The sequence below is a fragment of the Arenimonas fontis genome (assembly GCF_008386465.1).
Taxonomy (GTDB): Bacteria; Pseudomonadota; Gammaproteobacteria; order Xanthomonadales; family Xanthomonadaceae; genus Arenimonas; species Arenimonas fontis.
Genome location: NZ_VUOD01000002.1, coordinates 71,106 through 88,076 on the forward strand (window position 1 = coordinate 71,106; position 16,971 = coordinate 88,076).

The 16,971-nt window shown below is 70.0% G+C and carries 16 protein-coding genes; 7 read left to right on the forward strand and 9 right to left on the reverse strand.

What is annotated here, in order from left to right; all coding sequences use genetic code 11:
• The first annotated feature begins 40 nt into the window (after window positions 1–40).
• Both F0415_RS02595 and greB read left to right on the forward strand, forming a co-directional pair.
• On the forward strand, window positions 41–1,621 hold the full coding sequence (locus F0415_RS02595) for an AbgT family transporter (protein ID WP_149859649.1): 1,581 nt from the start codon (window positions 41–43) through the stop codon (window positions 1,619–1,621).
• A gap of 3 nt (window positions 1,622–1,624) precedes the next feature.
• A complete protein-coding gene (gene greB / locus F0415_RS02600; RefSeq protein WP_149859650.1) occupies window positions 1,625–2,125 on the forward strand; it encodes a transcription elongation factor GreB in 501 nt (166 codons plus the stop codon).
• A gap of 37 nt (window positions 2,126–2,162) precedes the next feature.
• Here the strand turns inward: greB and rimO are convergent, their stop codons facing one another.
• The gene (gene rimO, locus F0415_RS02605) at window positions 2,163–3,503 is read right to left on the reverse strand and encodes a 30S ribosomal protein S12 methylthiotransferase RimO (RefSeq protein ID WP_149859651.1); all 1,341 of its coding nucleotides are present in this window, start codon (window positions 3,501–3,503) and stop codon (window positions 2,163–2,165) included.
• Between the two features lie 97 nt (window positions 3,504–3,600).
• Here rimO and F0415_RS02610 point away from each other — a divergent pair, with 97 nt between their 5' ends.
• Both F0415_RS02610 and F0415_RS02615 read left to right on the forward strand, forming a co-directional pair.
• Entirely contained in the window at window positions 3,601–4,263 is a 663-nt protein-coding gene (locus F0415_RS02610; RefSeq protein ID WP_149859652.1) for a dienelactone hydrolase family protein, read from the forward strand.
• Window position 4,264: 1 nt separating this feature from the next.
• Window positions 4,265–4,708 carry an HIT domain-containing protein gene (locus F0415_RS02615; protein ID WP_149859653.1) on the forward strand — a complete coding sequence of 148 codons (444 nt, stop codon included), beginning with the start codon at window positions 4,265–4,267 and terminating at the stop codon, window positions 4,706–4,708.
• Window positions 4,709–4,789: 81 nt separating this feature from the next.
• On the opposite strand, the gene dcd is transcribed toward F0415_RS02615, so the two are convergent.
• On the reverse strand, window positions 4,790–5,356 hold the full coding sequence (gene dcd, locus F0415_RS02620; RefSeq protein ID WP_149859654.1) for a dCTP deaminase: 567 nt from the start codon (window positions 5,354–5,356) through the stop codon (window positions 4,790–4,792).
• A 52-nt stretch (window positions 5,357–5,408) separates the two neighbouring features.
• Window positions 5,409–6,494: an iron-sulfur cluster carrier protein ApbC gene (gene apbC, locus F0415_RS02625; protein ID WP_425457807.1), complete on the reverse strand. Its 1,086-nt coding sequence runs from the start codon at window positions 6,492–6,494 to the stop codon at window positions 5,409–5,411.
• 113 nt (window positions 6,495–6,607) lie between these two features.
• Here apbC and metG point away from each other — a divergent pair, with 113 nt between their 5' ends.
• From metG to rsxB, 3 genes are read left to right on the forward strand one after another with little or no spacing between them, the layout of a single operon-like run.
• Window positions 6,608–8,698, forward strand: a complete 2,091-nt coding sequence (gene metG, locus F0415_RS02630; protein WP_149859656.1) for a methionine--tRNA ligase — start codon at window positions 6,608–6,610, stop codon at window positions 8,696–8,698.
• A gap of 6 nt (window positions 8,699–8,704) precedes the next feature.
• Window positions 8,705–9,289, forward strand: a complete 585-nt coding sequence (gene rsxA, locus F0415_RS02635; protein ID WP_149859657.1) for an electron transport complex subunit RsxA — start codon at window positions 8,705–8,707, stop codon at window positions 9,287–9,289.
• 1 nt (window position 9,290) lies between these two features.
• Entirely contained in the window at window positions 9,291–9,836 is a 546-nt protein-coding gene (rsxB, locus tag F0415_RS02640) for an electron transport complex subunit RsxB (protein WP_149859658.1), read from the forward strand.
• On the opposite strand, the gene F0415_RS02645 is transcribed toward rsxB, so the two are convergent.
• The 6 genes from F0415_RS02645 to F0415_RS02670 form a co-directional block, all read right to left on the reverse strand.
• Window positions 9,815–10,702, reverse strand: a complete 888-nt coding sequence (locus F0415_RS02645; RefSeq protein ID WP_149859659.1) for a TraB/GumN family protein — start codon at window positions 10,700–10,702, stop codon at window positions 9,815–9,817. The genes rsxB and F0415_RS02645 overlap by 22 nt on opposite strands.
• An 8-nt stretch (window positions 10,703–10,710) precedes the next feature.
• Window positions 10,711–11,682, reverse strand: coding sequence for a DUF1684 domain-containing protein (locus F0415_RS02650; RefSeq protein ID WP_149859660.1), 972 nt, complete (start codon window positions 11,680–11,682; stop codon window positions 10,711–10,713).
• Window positions 11,683–13,485 (reverse strand): DNA mismatch repair endonuclease MutL, encoded by a 1,803-nt coding sequence (gene mutL / locus F0415_RS02655; RefSeq protein WP_149859661.1) that lies wholly within the window; start codon window positions 13,483–13,485, stop codon window positions 11,683–11,685. It abuts the gene before it with no gap.
• Between the two features lie 70 nt (window positions 13,486–13,555).
• A complete protein-coding gene (locus F0415_RS02660; RefSeq protein ID WP_149859662.1) occupies window positions 13,556–14,890 on the reverse strand; it encodes an N-acetylmuramoyl-L-alanine amidase in 1,335 nt (444 codons plus the stop codon).
• An 87-nt stretch (window positions 14,891–14,977) separates the two neighbouring features.
• On the reverse strand, window positions 14,978–15,475 hold the full coding sequence (tsaE, locus tag F0415_RS02665) for a tRNA (adenosine(37)-N6)-threonylcarbamoyltransferase complex ATPase subunit type 1 TsaE (protein WP_149859663.1): 498 nt from the start codon (window positions 15,473–15,475) through the stop codon (window positions 14,978–14,980).
• Window positions 15,472–16,950: an NAD(P)H-hydrate dehydratase gene (locus F0415_RS02670; protein ID WP_149859664.1), complete on the reverse strand. Its 1,479-nt coding sequence runs from the start codon at window positions 16,948–16,950 to the stop codon at window positions 15,472–15,474. Before F0415_RS02670 ends, tsaE begins: the two co-directional genes overlap by 4 nt.
• Window positions 16,951–16,971 lie beyond the last annotated feature (21 nt).

Genomic DNA, 16,971 nt, shown 5'->3' on the forward strand with positions numbered 1-16,971 from the left:
CCCTTTCGGGCCTCCGCCCGCAAGCAGGGAGTCAGCACGCATGACCGACGCCAAGCCCGCCAAGCGCAGCGCCATGGACCGATTCCTGGGCATCATCGAACGCGGCGGCAACGCCCTGCCGCATCCAGCCACGCTGTTCGCCCTGCTGGCCCTGGCGGTGGTGCTGGCGTCCTGGCTGGCCTCGCTGGCGGGCCTCAGCGTCGCCCACCCGGCCACCGGCGAGCCGGTCGCTCCGGTCAACCTGCTGAGCATCGAAGGCCTGCACCGGATGCTGACCGGCGCGGTCAGCAACTTCACCGGCTTCGCCCCGCTGGGCGTGGTACTGGTGGCCCTGATCGGCATCGGCGTGGCCGAGCACAGCGGCCTGATCGGCGCCTCGCTACGCCTGCTGGTGCTGTCGGCCCCGCGTTTCCTGCTGACGCCGGTGCTGGTGTTCGCCGGCGTGATGTCGAACATGGCCAGCGAGATCGGCTATGTGCTGCTGGTGCCGTTGGGCGCGCTGATCTTCATCAGCGCCGGCCGGCACCCGATCCTGGGCATGGCGGCGGTATTCGCCGGCGTTTCCGGCGGCTACTCGGCCAATCTGCTGATCGGCACCATCGACCCGCTGCTGGCCGGCCTGTCGCAGGAAGCCGCCCGCATCATCGATCCGGACTACACGGTCAGTCCGCTGGCGAACTGGTACTTCATGATCGTGTCCACCCCGGTGATCACCCTGCTGGGCTGGTTCGTCACGGAAAAGATCGTCGCCCCGCGTTTCCCCGATACTCCGCCGGCGACGGTGAAGATGGCCGACGACGCCAGTCCGGAGGACCAGCGCCTGAGCCCGGCGGAGAAGCGCGGCATGCTCTACGCCCTGGCTGCGGTCGGCCTGTTCACCCTGCTGCTGGTCTGGGCGGCCTTGCCCCAGGGCAGCCTGCCCGGCGCCGGCTTCCTGCGCGGCGCGGACGGCGACCTGCTGCGCTCGCCCTTCCTCAGCGGCGTGGTGGTGATCATCTTCCTGTACGGCGTGATCGCCGGCGTCGCCTTCGGCATCGGCGCCGGCACCATCAGGTCCGACAGCGACGTGATCAAGGGCATGGCCGCCAGCATGAGCACCCTGGGCGGTTACCTGGTGCTGGTGTTCTTCGCCGCCCAGTTCGTCGCCTTCTTCAACTGGACCCAGCTGGGCCTGATCTTCGCGGTCGAGGGCGCCGAGTTCCTCAGGACCCTGGGCCTGCCGACCATTCCGCTGTTCGTCTGCTTCATCCTGCTTACCGCCGCCGTCAACCTGTTCATGGGCTCGGCCTCGGCCAAGTGGGCGCTGATGGCGCCGGTGTTCGTTCCCATGTTCATGCTGCTGGGTTATTCGCCGGAGATGACCCAGGTGGCCTATCGCGTCGGCGACAGCGTGACCAACATCATCTCGCCGATGATGAGCTACTTCGCCCTGATCATCGCTTTCTTCCAGCGCTACGAACCCAAGGCCGGCATCGGCACCCTGGTGGCGACCATGCTGCCTTATTCGCTCGTGTTCCTGCTGGGCTGGAGCGCGATGTTCGGCCTGTGGATCTGGCTGGAACTGCCGATAGGCCCCGACGCGCCGCTGACCTACATTCCGGCGGCGCCCGCGGCGGAGTGAGCCATGGGCCGCTGGCGGCCGCCCGGCGAGAAGTCCACGGCGATCATCACCCGTGCCGGTTTCGAGCGTCTGCGTGCCGAGCTCGACGAGCTCTGGCGCCGACGCCGGCCGGAGGTGGTCAAGGCACTGGCCGCCGCGGCCGCCGAAGGCGACCGCAGCGAAAACGCCGAATACACCTACCGCAAGAAGCAACTGGCCGAGATCGATCGGCGGGTCCGCTACCTGAGCAAGCGCCTGCAGACGCTGAAGGTAGTGGAGGGCCGTCCGGCCGATCCGGAGGTCGTCTACTTCGGCGCCCGGATCGAGCTGGAACGCATGAGCGACGGCGAAATCGTACGTTACCGCATCGTCGGCGCCGACGAGGCCGATGCCCGCGCCGGCCTGATCAGCGTGGACTCGCCCCTGGCCCGGGCGCTGCTGCGCCGCCGCCTGGACGACGAAGTCGAGGCGCAACTGCCGTCCGGACCGGTGCGTTACATGATCGTCGCCATCGAGTACGACTGAGGCGGCAGCCGGCGCCGGCGGCAAGGGTTTGCGCCGGTCAGTCCCCGTCGTCCGGGTCGCCGACCAGGCCGAACAGGTCGTGCTCGTCGCTGCCCATGATCCGCACGTCGCAGAAGTCTCCCGGCTTCAGACCGGCGGCGGCGCCGTCCTGGATCTGTACCAGACCGTCGATCTCCGGGGCGTCGGCCATCGAACGGGCGATGGCCAGCTCGCCGTCGATCGCGTCCACCAGACAGCGCTGCACGCTGCCGACCTTGGCTTCCAGCCTGGCCGCGCTGATCTCTGCCTGCCGCGCCATGAAGCGGGCCAGCCGCTCCTGCTTGACCTGCTCCGGGACCGGGTCGGGCAGCGCATTGGCGGCGGCTCCTTCCACCGGCGAGTAGGCGAAGGCGCCGACGCGGTCAAGCTGCGCCTCGCCCAGGAAGGCCAGCAGTTCCTCGAACTCCTGCCCGGTCTCGCCGGGAAAGCCGACGATGAAGGTGCTGCGGATGGTCAGCTCCGGACAGATCTCCCGCCAGCGGCGGATGCGCTCGAGGGTCCTGTCCACCGCGCCGGGCCGCTTCATCAGCTTCAGGATGCGCGGACTGGCGTGCTGCAAGGGAATGTCCAGGTAGGGCAGCAGCCTGCCCTCGGCCATCAGCGGGATCACCTCGTCCACGTGCGGATAGGGGTAGACGTAGTGCAGCCGGACCCAGACGCCCAGTTCGGCCAGTCCTTCGCACAGCGCCTTCAGGCGGGTCTGGTAGCGGCGTTCGCGCCAGCTGCGTTCGGAGTACTTGAGATCCACGCCGTAGGCGCTGGTGTCCTGGGAGATCACCAGCAGCTCGCGCACGCCGCCGCGGACCAGCCGCTCGGCCTCGCGCAGCACCTCGTCCACCGGCCGCGAGACCAGGTCGCCGCGCATCGAGGGGATGATGCAGAAGCTGCAGCGGTGATTGCAGCCCTCGGAAATCTTCAGGTAGGCGTAGTGGCGGGGGGTCAGCTTCAGTCCGTAATCCGGCACCAGGTCCAGGAAGGGGTCGTGTTTCGGCGGCAGGGCCTGGTGCACCGCCGCCATCACCGAGGCGTAATCCTGCGGCCCGGTGATGGCCAGCACATCCGGATGGGCCTCGCGGATCTGCTCGGGGCGCTTGCCCAGGCAGCCGGTGACGATGACCTTGCCGTTCTCGGCCAGGGCTTCGCCGATCGCCTCCAGACTCTCGGCCACCGCCGATTCGATGAAGCCGCAGGTGTTGACCACGACCAGGTCGGCGGCATCGTAGCTGGGCACGATGTCGTAACCCTCGACCCGTAGCTGGGTGAGAATGCGTTCGGAATCCACGAGGGCCTTCGGGCAGCCGAGGCTGACGAAACCCACCTTGGGCTGGCTGGCGGACATGGCGGCGCGGGCACGGGAGGGGCGCGGATTATAGCCTCCCGGGCCGGGCCAGCCGGTGTAGGCTAGTTGCCGCGCGACCTGCAGGGGAGGATTGCCGATGGGCCAGTCTATCTCGCTCAACACCCGCCACGGCCGCATTTCCGGCTGGATCGCCCGGCCGCACATCGCTCCCCGGGGCGCCCTGGTGCTGGTGCACGAAGTGTTCGGCCTGACCCCGCACATGCGCCAGACCGCCGACCGCTTCGCCAACTATGGCTACGTCACCCTCGCGCCCGCCCTGTTCGACCGGGTTCACCCCGGCACGGTGCTCGAATACGACGAGGCCGGCCTGGCCCGGGGCCGGCAGATCGTCGAGGAGCTGGGTTTCAACGGCGCCCTGGACGGGGTACGCGGCGCCTACGACTACCTCGAGGCCGACCACCGGGTCGCCGTGGTCGGCTATTGCTGGGGCGGCACCGTCGCCTACCTGGCCAATGCCCGCATGGGCATCCCCGCGGTCAGTTACTACGGTGCCCGCACCGTGCCCTTCCTCGGCGAGCGGCCGAAGGCGCCTCTGCTGCTGCACTTCGGCGCCGAGGACCCGCTGATTCCGCCCGACGACGTGGAGAAGCACCGCGAGGCGCTCTCGGGGGCCGAAATCCACGTCTGGCCGGGCGCCGGCCATGGCTTTTCCTGCTCGGCCCGACCGGATTTCCATGCCGAAAGCGACCGCCTGGCCATGGAACGCACCCTGATGTTCCTGCAGAAGGTGTTGCGCTGACGTGCCCGCCGCCTTCGAACCGGACCCGCGCCTGGCCGCGGACAGCCTGCTGGTCGCCGAGGGCCCGCTGTCGCAGCTGCGGCTGATGGACGACGCCCGCTTCCCCTGGCTGCTGCTGCTGCCGCGGGTCGCCGGCGTCGAGAACTGGGTGGACCTGGACGGCGCCAGCCAGCGCCTGCTGCTGGCCGAGATCAACCAGGCCAGCGACCTGCTGCGGGCGGTGTCCGGCCTGGGCAAGCTCAACATCGGCCAGCTGGGCAACGTGGTGCGGCAGCTGCACGTGCACGTGGTCGCCCGCCGGGAGGGCGACGCCGCCTGGCCCGGGCCGGTATGGGGCAGCGGCCCGCGCCAGCCCTACCCGGCCGATCGGCGCGAGGCCCTGCTGTGGGCGCTGCGGCAGCGCCTGGGTGGCCAGGAACCCGTCCGCATGCCGGAGACGGGCTGAGAGCCGGCCCCGGGACGCCGGCGAGCCCGCCGGCACACCAGCGGCCTGCAGAAGGACGGCATGGAGCCGGGCGGCACCTGCTCAGGTGCGCGGCAGGGTGACCCCGGTCTGTCCCTGGTATTTGCCGCCGCGGTCGCGGTAGCTGGTCTCGCAGGCTTCGTCGGACTGGAAGAACAGCATCTGCGCCACCCCCTCGCCGGCGTAGATCTTGGCCGGCAACGGCGTCGTGTTGCTGAACTCCAGGGTCACGTGGCCTTCCCACTCCGGTTCCAGCGGCGTGACGTTGACGATGATGCCGCAGCGCGCGTAGGTGCTCTTGCCCAGGCAGACGACCAGCACGTCGCGCGGGATGCGGAAATACTCCACCGTGCGCGCCAGGGCGAAGCTGTTGGGCGGGATGATGCAGACCTCTGAATTCACGTCCACGAAGCTCTTCGGGTCGAAGGCCTTGGGATCCACGATGGTGGAGTTGATATTGGTGAACACCTTGAACTCGCCCGCGCAGCGCACGTCGTAGCCGTAGCTGGACGTGCCGTAACTGACGATGCGATGGCCGTCGGCGGCGTGCTTGACCTGGCCTGGCTCGAAGGGCTCGATCATGCCCTGCTCGGCCATGCGGCGGATCCAGCGGTCGGACTTGATGCTCATGCTCGGGAAGGTCCAGGCGTGGGACGGAAGCGGCGATTCTAGCCGGACCGGCTCAGCTGTTGCTGAGCACGATGTTGGGCAGGCCGATGGCCTTGTTGCGCGCCTGCAGCGACAGCCGGGCCGCCGCCCGCCGGGCCATCAGCCGGTAGGCCGCGGCCAGGGACGAACCCGGCTCGGCTGCCACCGTGGGCGCCCCGGAATCGGCCTGCTCGCGGATGTGGATGTCCAGCGGCAGCGAGGCCAGCAGCGGCACCCCGTATTGCGCCGCCATGCGCTCGCCACCGCCGGCGCCGAACACGTGCTCGGCGTGCCCGCAGTTCGGGCACACGTGCACGGCCATGTTCTCGACGATGCCCAGTACCGGCACCTGCACCTTGTTGAACATCTGCAGGGCCTTGCGCGCATCGAGGGTGGCGATTTCCTGCGGCGTGGTGACGATGACCGCGCCGGAGACCGGGATGCGCTGGGCCAGGGTCAGCTGGATGTCGCCGGTGCCCGGCGGCAGGTCGATGACCAGGTAATCCAGGCCTTCCCAGCGGGTGTCCCCCAGCAGTTGCTGCAGGGCCTGGGTGACCATCGGGCCGCGCCAGATCATCGGCGTGTCCTCGCCGACCAGCAGGCCAATGGACATGGCCTGCAGGCCATGACCGATCTTCGGGGTGATGGACTTGCCGTCAGGGCTGTCCGGCCGGCCTTCCAGGCCCAGCATCCTGGGGATGGAGGGACCGTAGATGTCGGCGTCCAGCACGCCGACCCGGGCGCCCTCGGCCTGCAGGGCCAGGGCCAGGTTCACGGCGGTGGTGGACTTGCCGACACCGCCCTTGCCCGAGGCCACGGCGATGATGTTCTTGACCTGCGGCAGGGGCGTGAGCTCGCCCTGTACCTTGTGCGAGAGCATACGCGAGGACACCGCGACAGTGACCCTGGCCACGCCCGGCACGGCCAGGGCGCGCCGGCGGATCTCCCCGGCCAGGACCTCGTGCCAGCCGGCAGCCGGATAGTCCAAACGAACCTCGATGGCCACGGCCTCGCCGTCCACGCCGATGCCACGCAGCGCGCCGGTGTCGGCCAGGGGCCGCTCGAGATGGGGATCCTGCAGGTCGGCCAGCGCCGCCCGCACGGTGTTTTCCAGGGACATTGCCATACTCCTCGGCCGGATGCGGCCTGCCGGCACCGATTCTACCGGCCCCGGGCCCCCGGCCGGCGGCGCGGACATGGGATAATGCCGCCTCCTTGATTCCGGTCAGAAAGATGCCGCAACCCCGCCCTGCCCTGGTCACCACCGCCCTGCCCTACGCCAACGGTCCGCTGCACCTGGGCCACCTGGTCGGCTACGTTCAGGCCGACGTCTGGGTACGGGCCCGGCGCATGGCCGGCGGCGAGGTCCATTTCGTCTGTGCGGACGATGCCCACGGCACGCCGATCATGCTGGCGGCGGAAAGGGCCGGCATGGCCCCGGAAGACTTCATCCGCGGCATCCAGGCCGGGCACGAGGCCGACTTCAAGGCATTCTCGGTCGAATTCGACCACTATCACTCGACCCACAGCGATGAGAACCGCGAGCTCGCCTCGCTGATCTATACCCGGCTGCGCGACGGCACGCACGGACCGAAGGCCATCGCCGTGCGTTCGATCCAGCAGTTGTACGACCCGGTCCGGCAGATGTTCCTGCCCGACCGCTACATCAAGGGCGAGTGTCCGAACTGCGGTGCCGCCGACCAGTACGGCGACAACTGCGAGGTCTGCGGCAAGGCCTACTCGCCCACCGAGCTGAAGAACCCGCGCTCGGTGGTCTCCGGCGCCAGCCCCGAGCTACGCGATTCCGAGCACTACTTCTTCGAGCTGGGCCGTTTCGAGGACTTCCTGCGCAGGTGGCTGGCCGGCGAGGTGGCGCATCCGGCGGTGAAGGCCAAGCTGGCCGAGTGGCTGGAGGGCGGCCTGCGCGACTGGGACATCAGCCGCGACGCGCCCTATTTCGGCTTCCCGATCCCGGACGCGCCGGGCAAGTTCTTTTACGTCTGGCTGGACGCGCCGATCGGCTACCTGGCTTCGTTCAAGGCCTGGTGCGCACGCCGCGGCCTTGATTTCGCCGCCTTTACCGATGAAGCCCGCAACCGCTCCGGCGAGACCGAGATGCACCACTTCATCGGCAAGGACATCATCAACTTCCATGGTCTGTTCTGGCCGGCCATGCTGCACGGCGCCGGCCTGCGCCCGCCGACCGCGCTGCACGTCAACGGCTACCTCACCGTCAACGGCGCCAAGATGAGCAAGTCGCGCGGCACCTTCATCATGGCCCGCACCTACATGGAAGCGGGCCTGGACCCGGAGGCGCTGCGCTACTACTTCGCCGCCAAGACCGGCGCCGGCATCGTCGACCTCGATCTCAATCTGGACGACTTCGTCGCCCGGGTGAACAGCGATCTGGTCGGCAAGTTCGTCAACATCGCCAGCCGCTGCGCCGGTTTCATCGGCAAGCGCTTCGACGGCCGCCTGGCGGAGGCATTGCCGGAGCCGGAGATGCAGGCCCGCTTCGCCGCCGCCCTGGACGACATCGCCGCCAGCTACGCCCGCGACGAGTACGGCCAGGCGATCCGCCAACTCATGGCCCTGGCCGACGAGGCCAACCGCTACATCGACGAACGCAAACCCTGGGTCATCGCCCGGCAGGAAGGCGCCGAGGCCGAGCTGCAGGCGGTCTGCAGCCAGGGCCTGAACCTGTTCCGTGTGCTGGCCGCCGGCCTCAAGCCGGTACTGCCGGCGCTGGCCGAGAAGGCCGAGGGCTTCCTGCGCGCGCCGGTGCGGCGCTGGGAAGACGCCAAGCAGCCGCTGTTGGGCCACCGCATCGATGCCTTCCAGCCCCTGATGACCCGAATCGATCCCAGGCAGATCCAGGCCATGACCGACGCCAGCAAGGAAGACCTCAAGCCCGCCGAAGCCGAAGCCGCCAAGGCGGCCGACATGCCCGCCGCGGAAAAGAAGGCGGCCGCTGGCGATGCCGCCACGGTGCAGCACGTCGGCATCGAGGACTTCGCCAAGCTCGACCTGCGCATCGGCAAGGTGCTGGAGTGCGGCTTCGTCGAGGGCTCGGACAAGCTGCTGCGCTTCCTGCTCGACGCCGGCGAGCTCGGCCAGCGGCAGATATTCAGCGGCATCCGCGCCAGCTACGGCGAGCCGGAGAAGCTGGTCGGCCGGCACGTGGTGTTCATCGCCAACCTGGCCCCGCGCAAGATGCGCTTCGGTGTGTCCGAGGGCATGATCCTCTCGGCCGGCTTCGACGGCGGGTCCCTGGCCCTGCTGGGCGTGGACGAGGGCGCGCAGGCCGGCATGCCCGTGAGGTAGGCCGCGATGCTCGACGAAATCGCCCTGCTGTTGGTCGGCGCGGCCTTCGTCAACAACTTCGTGCTGGTGAAGTTCCTGGGGCTGTGCCCCTTCATGGGCGTCTCGCGCAGGCTGGACGCCGCCTACGGCATGGCGCTGGCGACCGGCTTCGTGCTCACGCTGTCGTCTGCCCTGGCTTGGGCCGTGCACCACTGGCTGTTGCTGCCGCTGGGCCTGGAGTACCTGCGCACCCTCGGTTTCATCCTGGTGATCGCGGCGGTGGTGCAGTTCACCGAGTTGGTGCTGCACAAGCAGAGTCCGCGGCTTTACCGCGTGCTGGGCCTCTACCTGCCGCTGATAACCACCAACTGCGCCGTACTGGGGGTGGCGCTGCTGAACGTGCAGGCCCGGCGCGGACTCTTCGAGGCGGTGCTGTACGGCTTCGGCGCCGCCCTCGGCTTCGGCCTGGTGCTGGTACTGTTCGCGGCCATGCGCGAGCGGCTGGAAACCGCCGACGTGCCTGCCGCCTGGCGCGGCGCGCCGGTGGCGCTGGCGACAGCCGCGCTGATGTCGCTGGCCTTCATGGGCTTCGCCGGCATGGTCCCGGCCTGAGATGGCCACCGCCCTGCTCGCCCTGGGCCTGCTGGCGGCCGCGCTGGGTGCCTTGCTCGGCTGGGCGGCGGTGCGGTTCCGGGTCGGGGCCGACCCCATGGTGGAACGCATCGACCGGCTGCTGCCGCAGACCCAGTGCGGCCAGTGCGGCTACCCAGGCTGCCGGCCCTACGCCGAGGCCATCGCCAGGGGCGAGGCCGACATCAACCAGTGCCCTCCCGGCGGCGAGGCCGGCGTGCGCGCCCTGGCCGAGCTGCTGGGCCGCGAGCCCAAACCGCTCAACCCGGACAACGGCGAGGCAAAGCCCGCCCTGGTGGCGCTGATCGTCGAGGAGGATTGCATCGGCTGCACCAAGTGCATCCAGGCCTGCCCGGTGGACGCGATCGTCGGCGCGCCCAGGCTGATGCACACCGTAATCCCTGCGCTCTGCACCGGTTGCGAGCTGTGCCTGCCACCCTGCCCGGTGGACTGCATCGTGATGGTGCCGCCGGCGCCGAAGCCGAGCCGGCCGGCCTGGCCGGCGCCTCAGAGCCGCTCGACCGTGTAGCCCTCCGCCTCCAGCAAGGCCACCAGCCCGTCCTCGCCCAGCAGGTGCAGGGCGCCGACCACCACCAGCACGTCCTGGTCCGTCGAACCGTCCAGCATCGCTTTCAGGCGTGGCAGCCAGGCCCGGTTGCGCTCGGTATTGACCCGCGCGTACAGCTCGGGTTGTTCGGCTTTCATCTCCGCGCCGGTCATGGCGTACAGGCCGTCGGCGTCGCCATCGCGCCACAGCCCATGCATGCGTTCGACCCGCCCGCGCAGATCCTCGATCTCCTCCAGGGTCCGCTCCAGGCTGCGCACCTGCAGCTCCGGGTCCATGTCGTCGAACAGGGCGATCTGCTCGGCGACGGTTTCCAGCCCCTCGGCGGGTTTTCCCGCGGCGGCGGCGCGTCGGGCGAAGTGCTTGTCCAGACCATGCTCGGGCAGCATGCCCTGGGCCTGCATCTCCGACAGGCTCACCATCAGGCCGACGTACCAGGCCTCGAGGTTCTGCATGGGCTCCAGGGGCAGACGCCGGCGCTGGGCATGCGCCTGAAGACGTTCCCAGGCCGCTTCCGGCAGTTCGTCGCGCAGACGACTGCCGTCGGTGCGTTGCGCGGCCTGGATCATCAGCCGGGTCGTGGCCGGATCGGCCATGGCATCGGGCGGCAGCTCGAAGACCAGGCGCTCGGCATCCTCGAAGGCAAGGTCGGTCGCCGGATCCAGGGGATAGTCGCTCTCCTTCAGCAGGTGGAAGGAGCCCAGCAAGTACAGATGGTTGTCGCCGTCGCCAACCTTCCACAGCAGGGGCCGCGGCGGTGGCTCGGCACAGGCGGACGCGGTCGCCGCCAGGAACAGGACCAGCAGCAGGCGGACCGCGCTCGCGAGCATCCCTCACCTCATGGCTGATAGGGCAAGGGTTTCTTTTCGCCTGCCGTCACCCGCAGGTCAAGCCGGTTCTCCGGCGGCGGCAGCGGGCAGGTGGAGAACTCGGTAAAGGCACAGGGCGGGTTGTAAGCCCGGTTGAAGTCCAGATCCACGAGGCCGTCCGGTCCGGGCGGATCGGCGTACAGGAACCTGGCCGCGGCATAGCTCTCGTGCCCGCTGGTGCGGTCGGCAAAGGTGAAGAACAGGCGACCGTCGCCCTGGTCCACTGCCTCCAGGCTGTAGGCCTTGCCGTCCTTCTCGAAGTGCACGCGACCGATGTGCGGCATCTTCTCGACCATGCCGTTGACGTCGATGATCTCCATGGTGGCGCCGGCTGGCGCCGGTTCCAGCCGGGCCCGGAAGCGGTAGTCCGGGTCGATGTCGAAATAGGCGATGCCCGGGAACTGCGTGCGCGTGCGCGCCATTGCGTCGCGCACGCGCAGGGCGAAGCGGCCGCCGCGCTCGATCACGATGAAGCTGGCATCGCCGCGGTTGAAGCCGACGACCGTCGCCTTTTCCGCCTGGCGGTCGCTGCGCAGCAGCACCCGGCCGCTGGCCGGCTCGCCATCGACGGTGACTTCGCCCTCGGCGCCAGGATGGATGTCCAGGCGAAGCGTGCCGTCCTTGCCCACGTGCAGCGTGCCCAGGTAGGGCGGGCCCAGCGCCAGGCGGGTGCCGTTGTCAGGGGCGCTGCCGACGAAGGTGGTCCCCGGCTTGAGCCAGTGCAGGCCGACCAGGGACAACCAGCCGTCCGGCCGCTGCAGCGAGCGCAGGCGCTGTTCGCGCCAGTCCAGGATCGTCTTCTCGTAGGCATGCCTGGCCGCTTCGGCGGCACGCGCCTCGGCGTCGTCCGGGGCGGCGTCGCCGCCACCGCCACAGGCGGCCACGCCTGCCAGCAAGGCGGCGGCCAGGACGGGGCGTGCAAGTCGCTTTAATCCGCTCATCTAGCGTCCCCTCAGGAAAAGTCGGTCGAGTTCGGCCCTGGTGAGCTGCACCCAGGTCGGACGGCCATGATTGCACTGACCGCTGCGCTCGGTGGACTCCATGTCGCGCAACAGTGCATTCATCTCCGGAACGGTCAGCCGCCGATTGGCCCGCACCGATGTGTGGCAGGCCAGGGTGGACAGCAGCTCGTTGCGGGCCTGCTCCACCCGGCGGCTGTCACCGTGTTCGCGCAGGTCCGCCAGCACGTCCAGCACGAGGGCGCGCGGATCCAGGTCGGCCAACAGGGCCGGCACCGCACGGATGCTCAGGCTTTGCGGACCGGAACGGCGCAGCTCGAAGCCCCAGCCGGCCAGGGTCTCGGCCTGCTGCTCGGCGATGTCGGCTTCGCGCTCGCTGACCGACAGCGTCTCCGGCACCAGCAGGGGCTGGCTGCGGAGTCCCTCGCCGTCGCGGGCAGCCTTCAAGCGCTCGTAGGTGATGCGCTCATGGGCGGCGTGCATGTCCACCAGCACCAGGCCTTCGGCGTTCTCGGCGAGGATGAATACGCCGTGCAACTGTGCCAGCGCGTAGCCCAGCGGCGGTGTTCCGCCCGCTTCCGCCGGACCCGCCACGGCCGCAGCCGGCGGTGCGGGCGCCTTGTACAAGGCCGCATAAGCGGCTGCCGCTTCCGCCAGGCCCAGGCCACCTTGGCGTGGCGATGGCGCCCATCCCGGCATGTTCCCGCTAGCCGCGCCGGCCGCGGCCACCCCGGAAGACAGGGGGTGCGCTGCCGGCAAGGCCACCGGTTCTCCGCCCACGGCGCCGGCGCGGGCGCCGGCCAGGGCTTCGTGCAGGCTACGGTAGATGAACTCGTGCACCAGCCGCTGCTCGCGGAAACGCACTTCGTGCTTGGCCGGGTGCACGTTCACGTCCACCTGGCGCGGATCGCATTCCAGGAACAACACGAAGGCCGGATGCCGGCCGTGGAAAAGCACGTCGGCGTAGGCCTGACGCACCGCGTGCGCCACCGTGCGATCGCGCACCGCGCGGCCGTTGACGTAGAAGAACTGCTGGTCGGCGCTGGAACGGGCCGCGGTCGGCAGGCCGACCCAGCCGTACAGGCGCAGCCCGGAGGCGGCATGCTCGATCTGCAGGCACTGGCGGGTGAAGTCATCGCCCAGGGCCTCGGCCAGGCGACGCAGGCGCTCGCCGGCGTCGGCCACCGGCCGGTAATGTCTGGACAGCCGCCCGTTGTGGCTGACGCGCAGTTCGACTCCCGGCCGGGCCAGGGCCAGCGACCGCAACCAATCTTCGATATGGCCCAGTTCGGTGCGTTCGGCGCGCAGGAAACGGCGCCGGGCCGGCACGTTGTAGAACAGGTCGCGCACCTCGACCGTGGTCCCGAGCGGGTGCGGATGCGGCAGCACGGGCGCGGCCTTGCCGCCTTCCACTTCCAGGCGAGCACCGTGGCCGGACCCGGCTACGCGCGAACTCAGCGTGAAACGCGACACCGAGGCGATGGACGGCAAGGCCTCGCCACGAAAGCCGAGGGTGGCCACCCGCTCCAGATCCTCCAGGCTGGCTATCTTGCTGGTGGCATGACGCGCCACCGCCAGCGGCAGCTCGTCGGCCGGAATGCCGCCGCCGTCGTCGCGGACACGGATCAGGCGGACGCCGCCCTCCTCCAGCTCGATGTCAATGCGGGCAGCACCGGCATCCAGGGCATTCTCGACCAGCTCCTTGACCACCGACGCCGGCCGCTCCACCACCTCGCCGGCGGCTATCTGGTTGACCAGGGTGTCGGGCAGGGGCTGGATCGGCACGTCGCTTCATTTCCGGAGCAATGGCTCCGGATGATAGCAGCGGCACGGAGGGGCCCGGCCCGGGCAGCGCTCAGTCCGGCGCGGCTGCGACCTGGGGCGGCACCGGAATGGTCAGGCGCTCGCCGGCACGCACCATGTCGCCCCTGAGCCCGTTGGCGGCGCGGATGCTGGCCATGGGTACGCCGTGACGGGCGGCGATCTGGCTGAGCGTCTCGCCACGCGCGACCACGTGCTGGCGGTTGCCGCCGAGCTGGCCCTGACGGGCTGCATACCAGGTGCCGGGCGGCGCCTGGACGGAGAAATAGTTGCGTACCCCATCCACGATGGCCGCGGCCAGGCGCGAACGGTACTTCGGATCGGAGAGCTTGCTTTCCTCGCCCGGATTGGAGATGAAGCCGGTTTCCACCAGCAGCGACGGCACGTCAGGCGAACGCAACACCACGAAGTTCGCCCTCTCGACCTGAGGTTTGTGCGCCTTGCCCACGCCCTTGAGCGCCGCCAACACCTGGCTGGCGATGTCGTCGGACACGCGCATGGTCGCGTTCTGCGAAAGGTCCAGCAGCACGGCCGCGAGGTTGCGGTCGCGGGCATCCAGTTCGACCCCGCCGACCAGGTCGGCAGCGTTTTCCTGGTCGGCCAGCCAGCGCGCGGCCTCGGAAGAGGCGCCGCGCAGCGACAGTACGTACACCGAGGCGCCGGTCGCCGAACGATTGTGCGCGGCATCGGCATGGATGGAGATGAACAGGTCGGCCTGGGCCTCGCGCGCCTTCATGTAGCGCTGCTGCAACGGAATGAACACGTCGCTGTCGCGGATCAGCACCGCTTGCATGCCGGGGTCGGCATCTACCAGCCGGGCCAGCTCACGCGCCACGGCCAGGGTGATGTCCTTTTCGCGCTTGCCGCTGAGCCCGATCGCACCGGGATCCTTGCCACCATGCCCGGCGTCGATGGCGATGACCAGCTTGCGCTCGCCGGCGCCGATCACGTCTTCGATGGTGCGCGCCGGCGCCTGGGCCACCGCCTGACCGTCCATCAGCTCCACCACCAGGCGGGTACGGTCGCCCTCGCGCTCGATGCGGGAACGCGGCTTCACCGCGCCCTGCAGGTCCAGCACCACCCTCAACAGGCGCTCCTCCGGCTTGCCGGTGCGGACGCCGGTGACCACGCCGTTGGGCGGCGGCGCACTGAAGCCGGAGGCCAGGCGGGTGTCGGCCAGGTCCAGGACCAGACGATCGGGGCCGCCCAGGGTGAACAGCTTGTAGTCGGCGGGGCGGTCCAGCTCGAGCACGGCCCGGGTGCCCGTTTCTCCGGCCAGGACCTGTACCCCCTTCAACTGCGCGGCAAAGGCAGGCAGGCCCGAAAGGACCAGCATCAGGACCGCGGCGAGGGCAGGCATCCGGCGCATGGCCGCGATTGAATCACCGCCGGGCCGGGAAGGCAAGCACTTTTCCCTTTGGAATCCGAAGACTGGGGAATCTTCCTCGGATCAGCTTCAGGAAATGCCCGGAACGCCTTGGCCGCCCCCCTGTCGAAGCTCGGCCAGGCGGCCCAGCCAGGCCTCGCCGGACTGGGTGCCGGGCACCAGTTTCGCCCGTCGGCCCTTGCCGTGCACCGCCAGTTGGATCCGGAGGTCGGCCGGCGGCAGCAGGCCCTTGCCGCGCTCCGGCCACTCCACCAGCCACAGGGTGGCGTCGGCGGCCAGCTCGTCCAGACCCAGGAAGTCCAGTTCGGCGGCGCTGGCCAGGCGGTACAGGTCGAGGTGGGCCGCCTCGCCGCCGGGAATGGGATAACGCTCGACCAGGGTGTAGGTCGGGCTGCGCACCGCCCCCTTCACGCCCAGGGCACGCAACAGGGCCCGGGCCAAGGTGCTCTTGCCGGCCCCCAGGCCGCCTTCCAGATACACCACCGCCCAGGCGGGCCGGCAGCCGGCCAGATCGGCCGCCAGGGCAGCCGTTGCGTCCGGATCGGGCAGGTCGAGCTCGCGCTTCATTCGGGATTGGCCATCCGTCGAAGGTGTGGAAACAGGTCCGAGGGCAGCAGGCCGCGCTCTCCCCCGATCCGCGCCGCCTCGTCACCGGCGGCCGCGTGCAGGAGCGCCCCGGCCACGGCGGCAAAGTAGGCCGGCAGATGCTGGGCGCGCAAGGCCGCGATCACGCCTGACAACAGGTCGCCCATTCCGCCGGTCGCCATGCCCGGGTTGCCGGCGCCGATCACCGTCGGCACCTCGCCCGGCGCCGCCACGATCGTTCCGGCACCTTTAAGCACCACCACGCAGCGATAGCGCTGCACCAGGGCCTCGGCGGCGGCGAAACGGTCGGCTTGAACCGTTCCGCTGGCGATGCCCAGCAATCTGCCCGCCTCCCCCGGGTGCGGGGTGAGAATGGCCTGCGGCAAGGGACCGGGGCGGGTCGCCAGGAGGTTCAGGGCGTCGGCGTCCAGCACCACGGGTTTGCCCGAGGCCAGCGCCGCTTCGAGCAGGGAACGTCCCCAGGCGCCCTGACCCAGCCCCGGCCCCACGGCCACCACGTCCGCCCGCTCCAGTAGCGGGACGAGGGCGGCGGCATCCTCGACGGCGTGGGTCATGGCCTCCGGCCGGGCCGCGACCAGTGCAGCGACGCCGGCGGTTCGGGTGGCAACGCTGGCCAGGCCGACGCCGGTACGCAGTGCGGCCTCGGCGCACAGGCGCACGGCACCGCCCATGCCGACCTCGCCGCCGACGCACAGCACATGGCCGTGCTCGCCCTTGTGCGCATTGGCATGGCGCGGTCCCAGCCAGGTTCCGAGATCGCCTGCCCGGGCCCACCAGGCGGCCGGCGAAACGCGGACGAACACTTCGTCGGGCAGCTGCAGCGGCTCGATCACCACCTTGCCGGCATAATCGAGGCCGGCCCCGGTGTGACAGCCACGCTTTCCGCCGATGAAGCTGACGGTGAGTTCGGCCTGCACGGCCGTCCCTGGCGCATGCCCGGTGTCGGCGTCCAGGCCCGAGGGAACGTCCAGGGCGAGCACCGGCCGGCGGCTGGCGTTCATGCGCTCGATGATCGAACAGGCCGCGTCCGACGGCGGGCGGCTCAGGCCGATGCCATACAGACCATCCACCCACAGGTCCGCCTCCGGCAGACTGCCGTCGAAGGCCAGCACGCGGCCGCCGGCGGCGCGCCAGTCGGCCAGGGCCTGACGTGCCGCCGGCGTGCGCGGATGCCCGCCCGGAGGCATCAGCGCCTGCACCTCCAGCCCGGCCTCGCGCGCCAGGCGCGCCAGCACGTAGGCGTCGCCGCCGTTGTTGCCTGGCCCGCAGGCCACGCCGATCCGGGCAGCGGCGGGCCAGCGTTCGCGCAGGTGCCGGAAAGCGGCAGCGCCGGCCCGGCACATCAGCTCGTAGGCGGGGATGCCAAGCTTGCCGATGGCATATTCGTCCATCGCGCGCACCTGGTCGGGGCGGTACAGCGGCAGGGGCCCGGTCATGACCGGATTCTATACTTGCGC

What these genes read in the sequence shown, in the direction of transcription:
- F0415_RS02595 (WP_149859649.1), top strand. Translation starts at nt 41, where the DNA reads ATGACCGACGCCAAGCCCGCCAAGCGCAGCGCCATGGACCGATTCCTG.
- greB (WP_149859650.1), top strand. Translation starts at nt 1,625, where the DNA reads ATGGGCCGCTGGCGGCCGCCCGGCGAGAAGTCCACGGCGATCATCACC.
- rimO (WP_149859651.1), bottom strand. Translation starts at nt 3,503, where the DNA reads ATGTCCGCCAGCCAGCCCAAGGTGGGTTTCGTCAGCCTCGGCTGCCCG.
- F0415_RS02610 (WP_149859652.1), top strand. Translation starts at nt 3,601, where the DNA reads ATGGGCCAGTCTATCTCGCTCAACACCCGCCACGGCCGCATTTCCGGC.
- dcd (WP_149859654.1), bottom strand. Translation starts at nt 5,356, where the DNA reads ATGAGCATCAAGTCCGACCGCTGGATCCGCCGCATGGCCGAGCAGGGC.
- apbC (WP_425457807.1), bottom strand. Translation starts at nt 6,494, where the DNA reads ATGTCCCTGGAAAACACCGTGCGGGCGGCGCTGGCCGACCTGCAGGAT.
- metG (WP_149859656.1), top strand. Translation starts at nt 6,608, where the DNA reads ATGCCGCAACCCCGCCCTGCCCTGGTCACCACCGCCCTGCCCTACGCC.
- rsxA (WP_149859657.1), top strand. Translation starts at nt 8,705, where the DNA reads ATGCTCGACGAAATCGCCCTGCTGTTGGTCGGCGCGGCCTTCGTCAAC.
- rsxB (WP_149859658.1), top strand. Translation starts at nt 9,291, where the DNA reads ATGGCCACCGCCCTGCTCGCCCTGGGCCTGCTGGCGGCCGCGCTGGGT.
- F0415_RS02645 (WP_149859659.1), bottom strand. Translation starts at nt 10,702, where the DNA reads ATGCTCGCGAGCGCGGTCCGCCTGCTGCTGGTCCTGTTCCTGGCGGCG.
- F0415_RS02650 (WP_149859660.1), bottom strand. Translation starts at nt 11,682, where the DNA reads ATGAGCGGATTAAAGCGACTTGCACGCCCCGTCCTGGCCGCCGCCTTG.
- F0415_RS02660 (WP_149859662.1), bottom strand. Translation starts at nt 14,890, where the DNA reads ATGCGCCGGATGCCTGCCCTCGCCGCGGTCCTGATGCTGGTCCTTTCG.
- tsaE (WP_149859663.1), bottom strand. Translation starts at nt 15,475, where the DNA reads ATGAAGCGCGAGCTCGACCTGCCCGATCCGGACGCAACGGCTGCCCTG.
- F0415_RS02670 (WP_149859664.1), bottom strand. Translation starts at nt 16,950, where the DNA reads ATGACCGGGCCCCTGCCGCTGTACCGCCCCGACCAGGTGCGCGCGATG.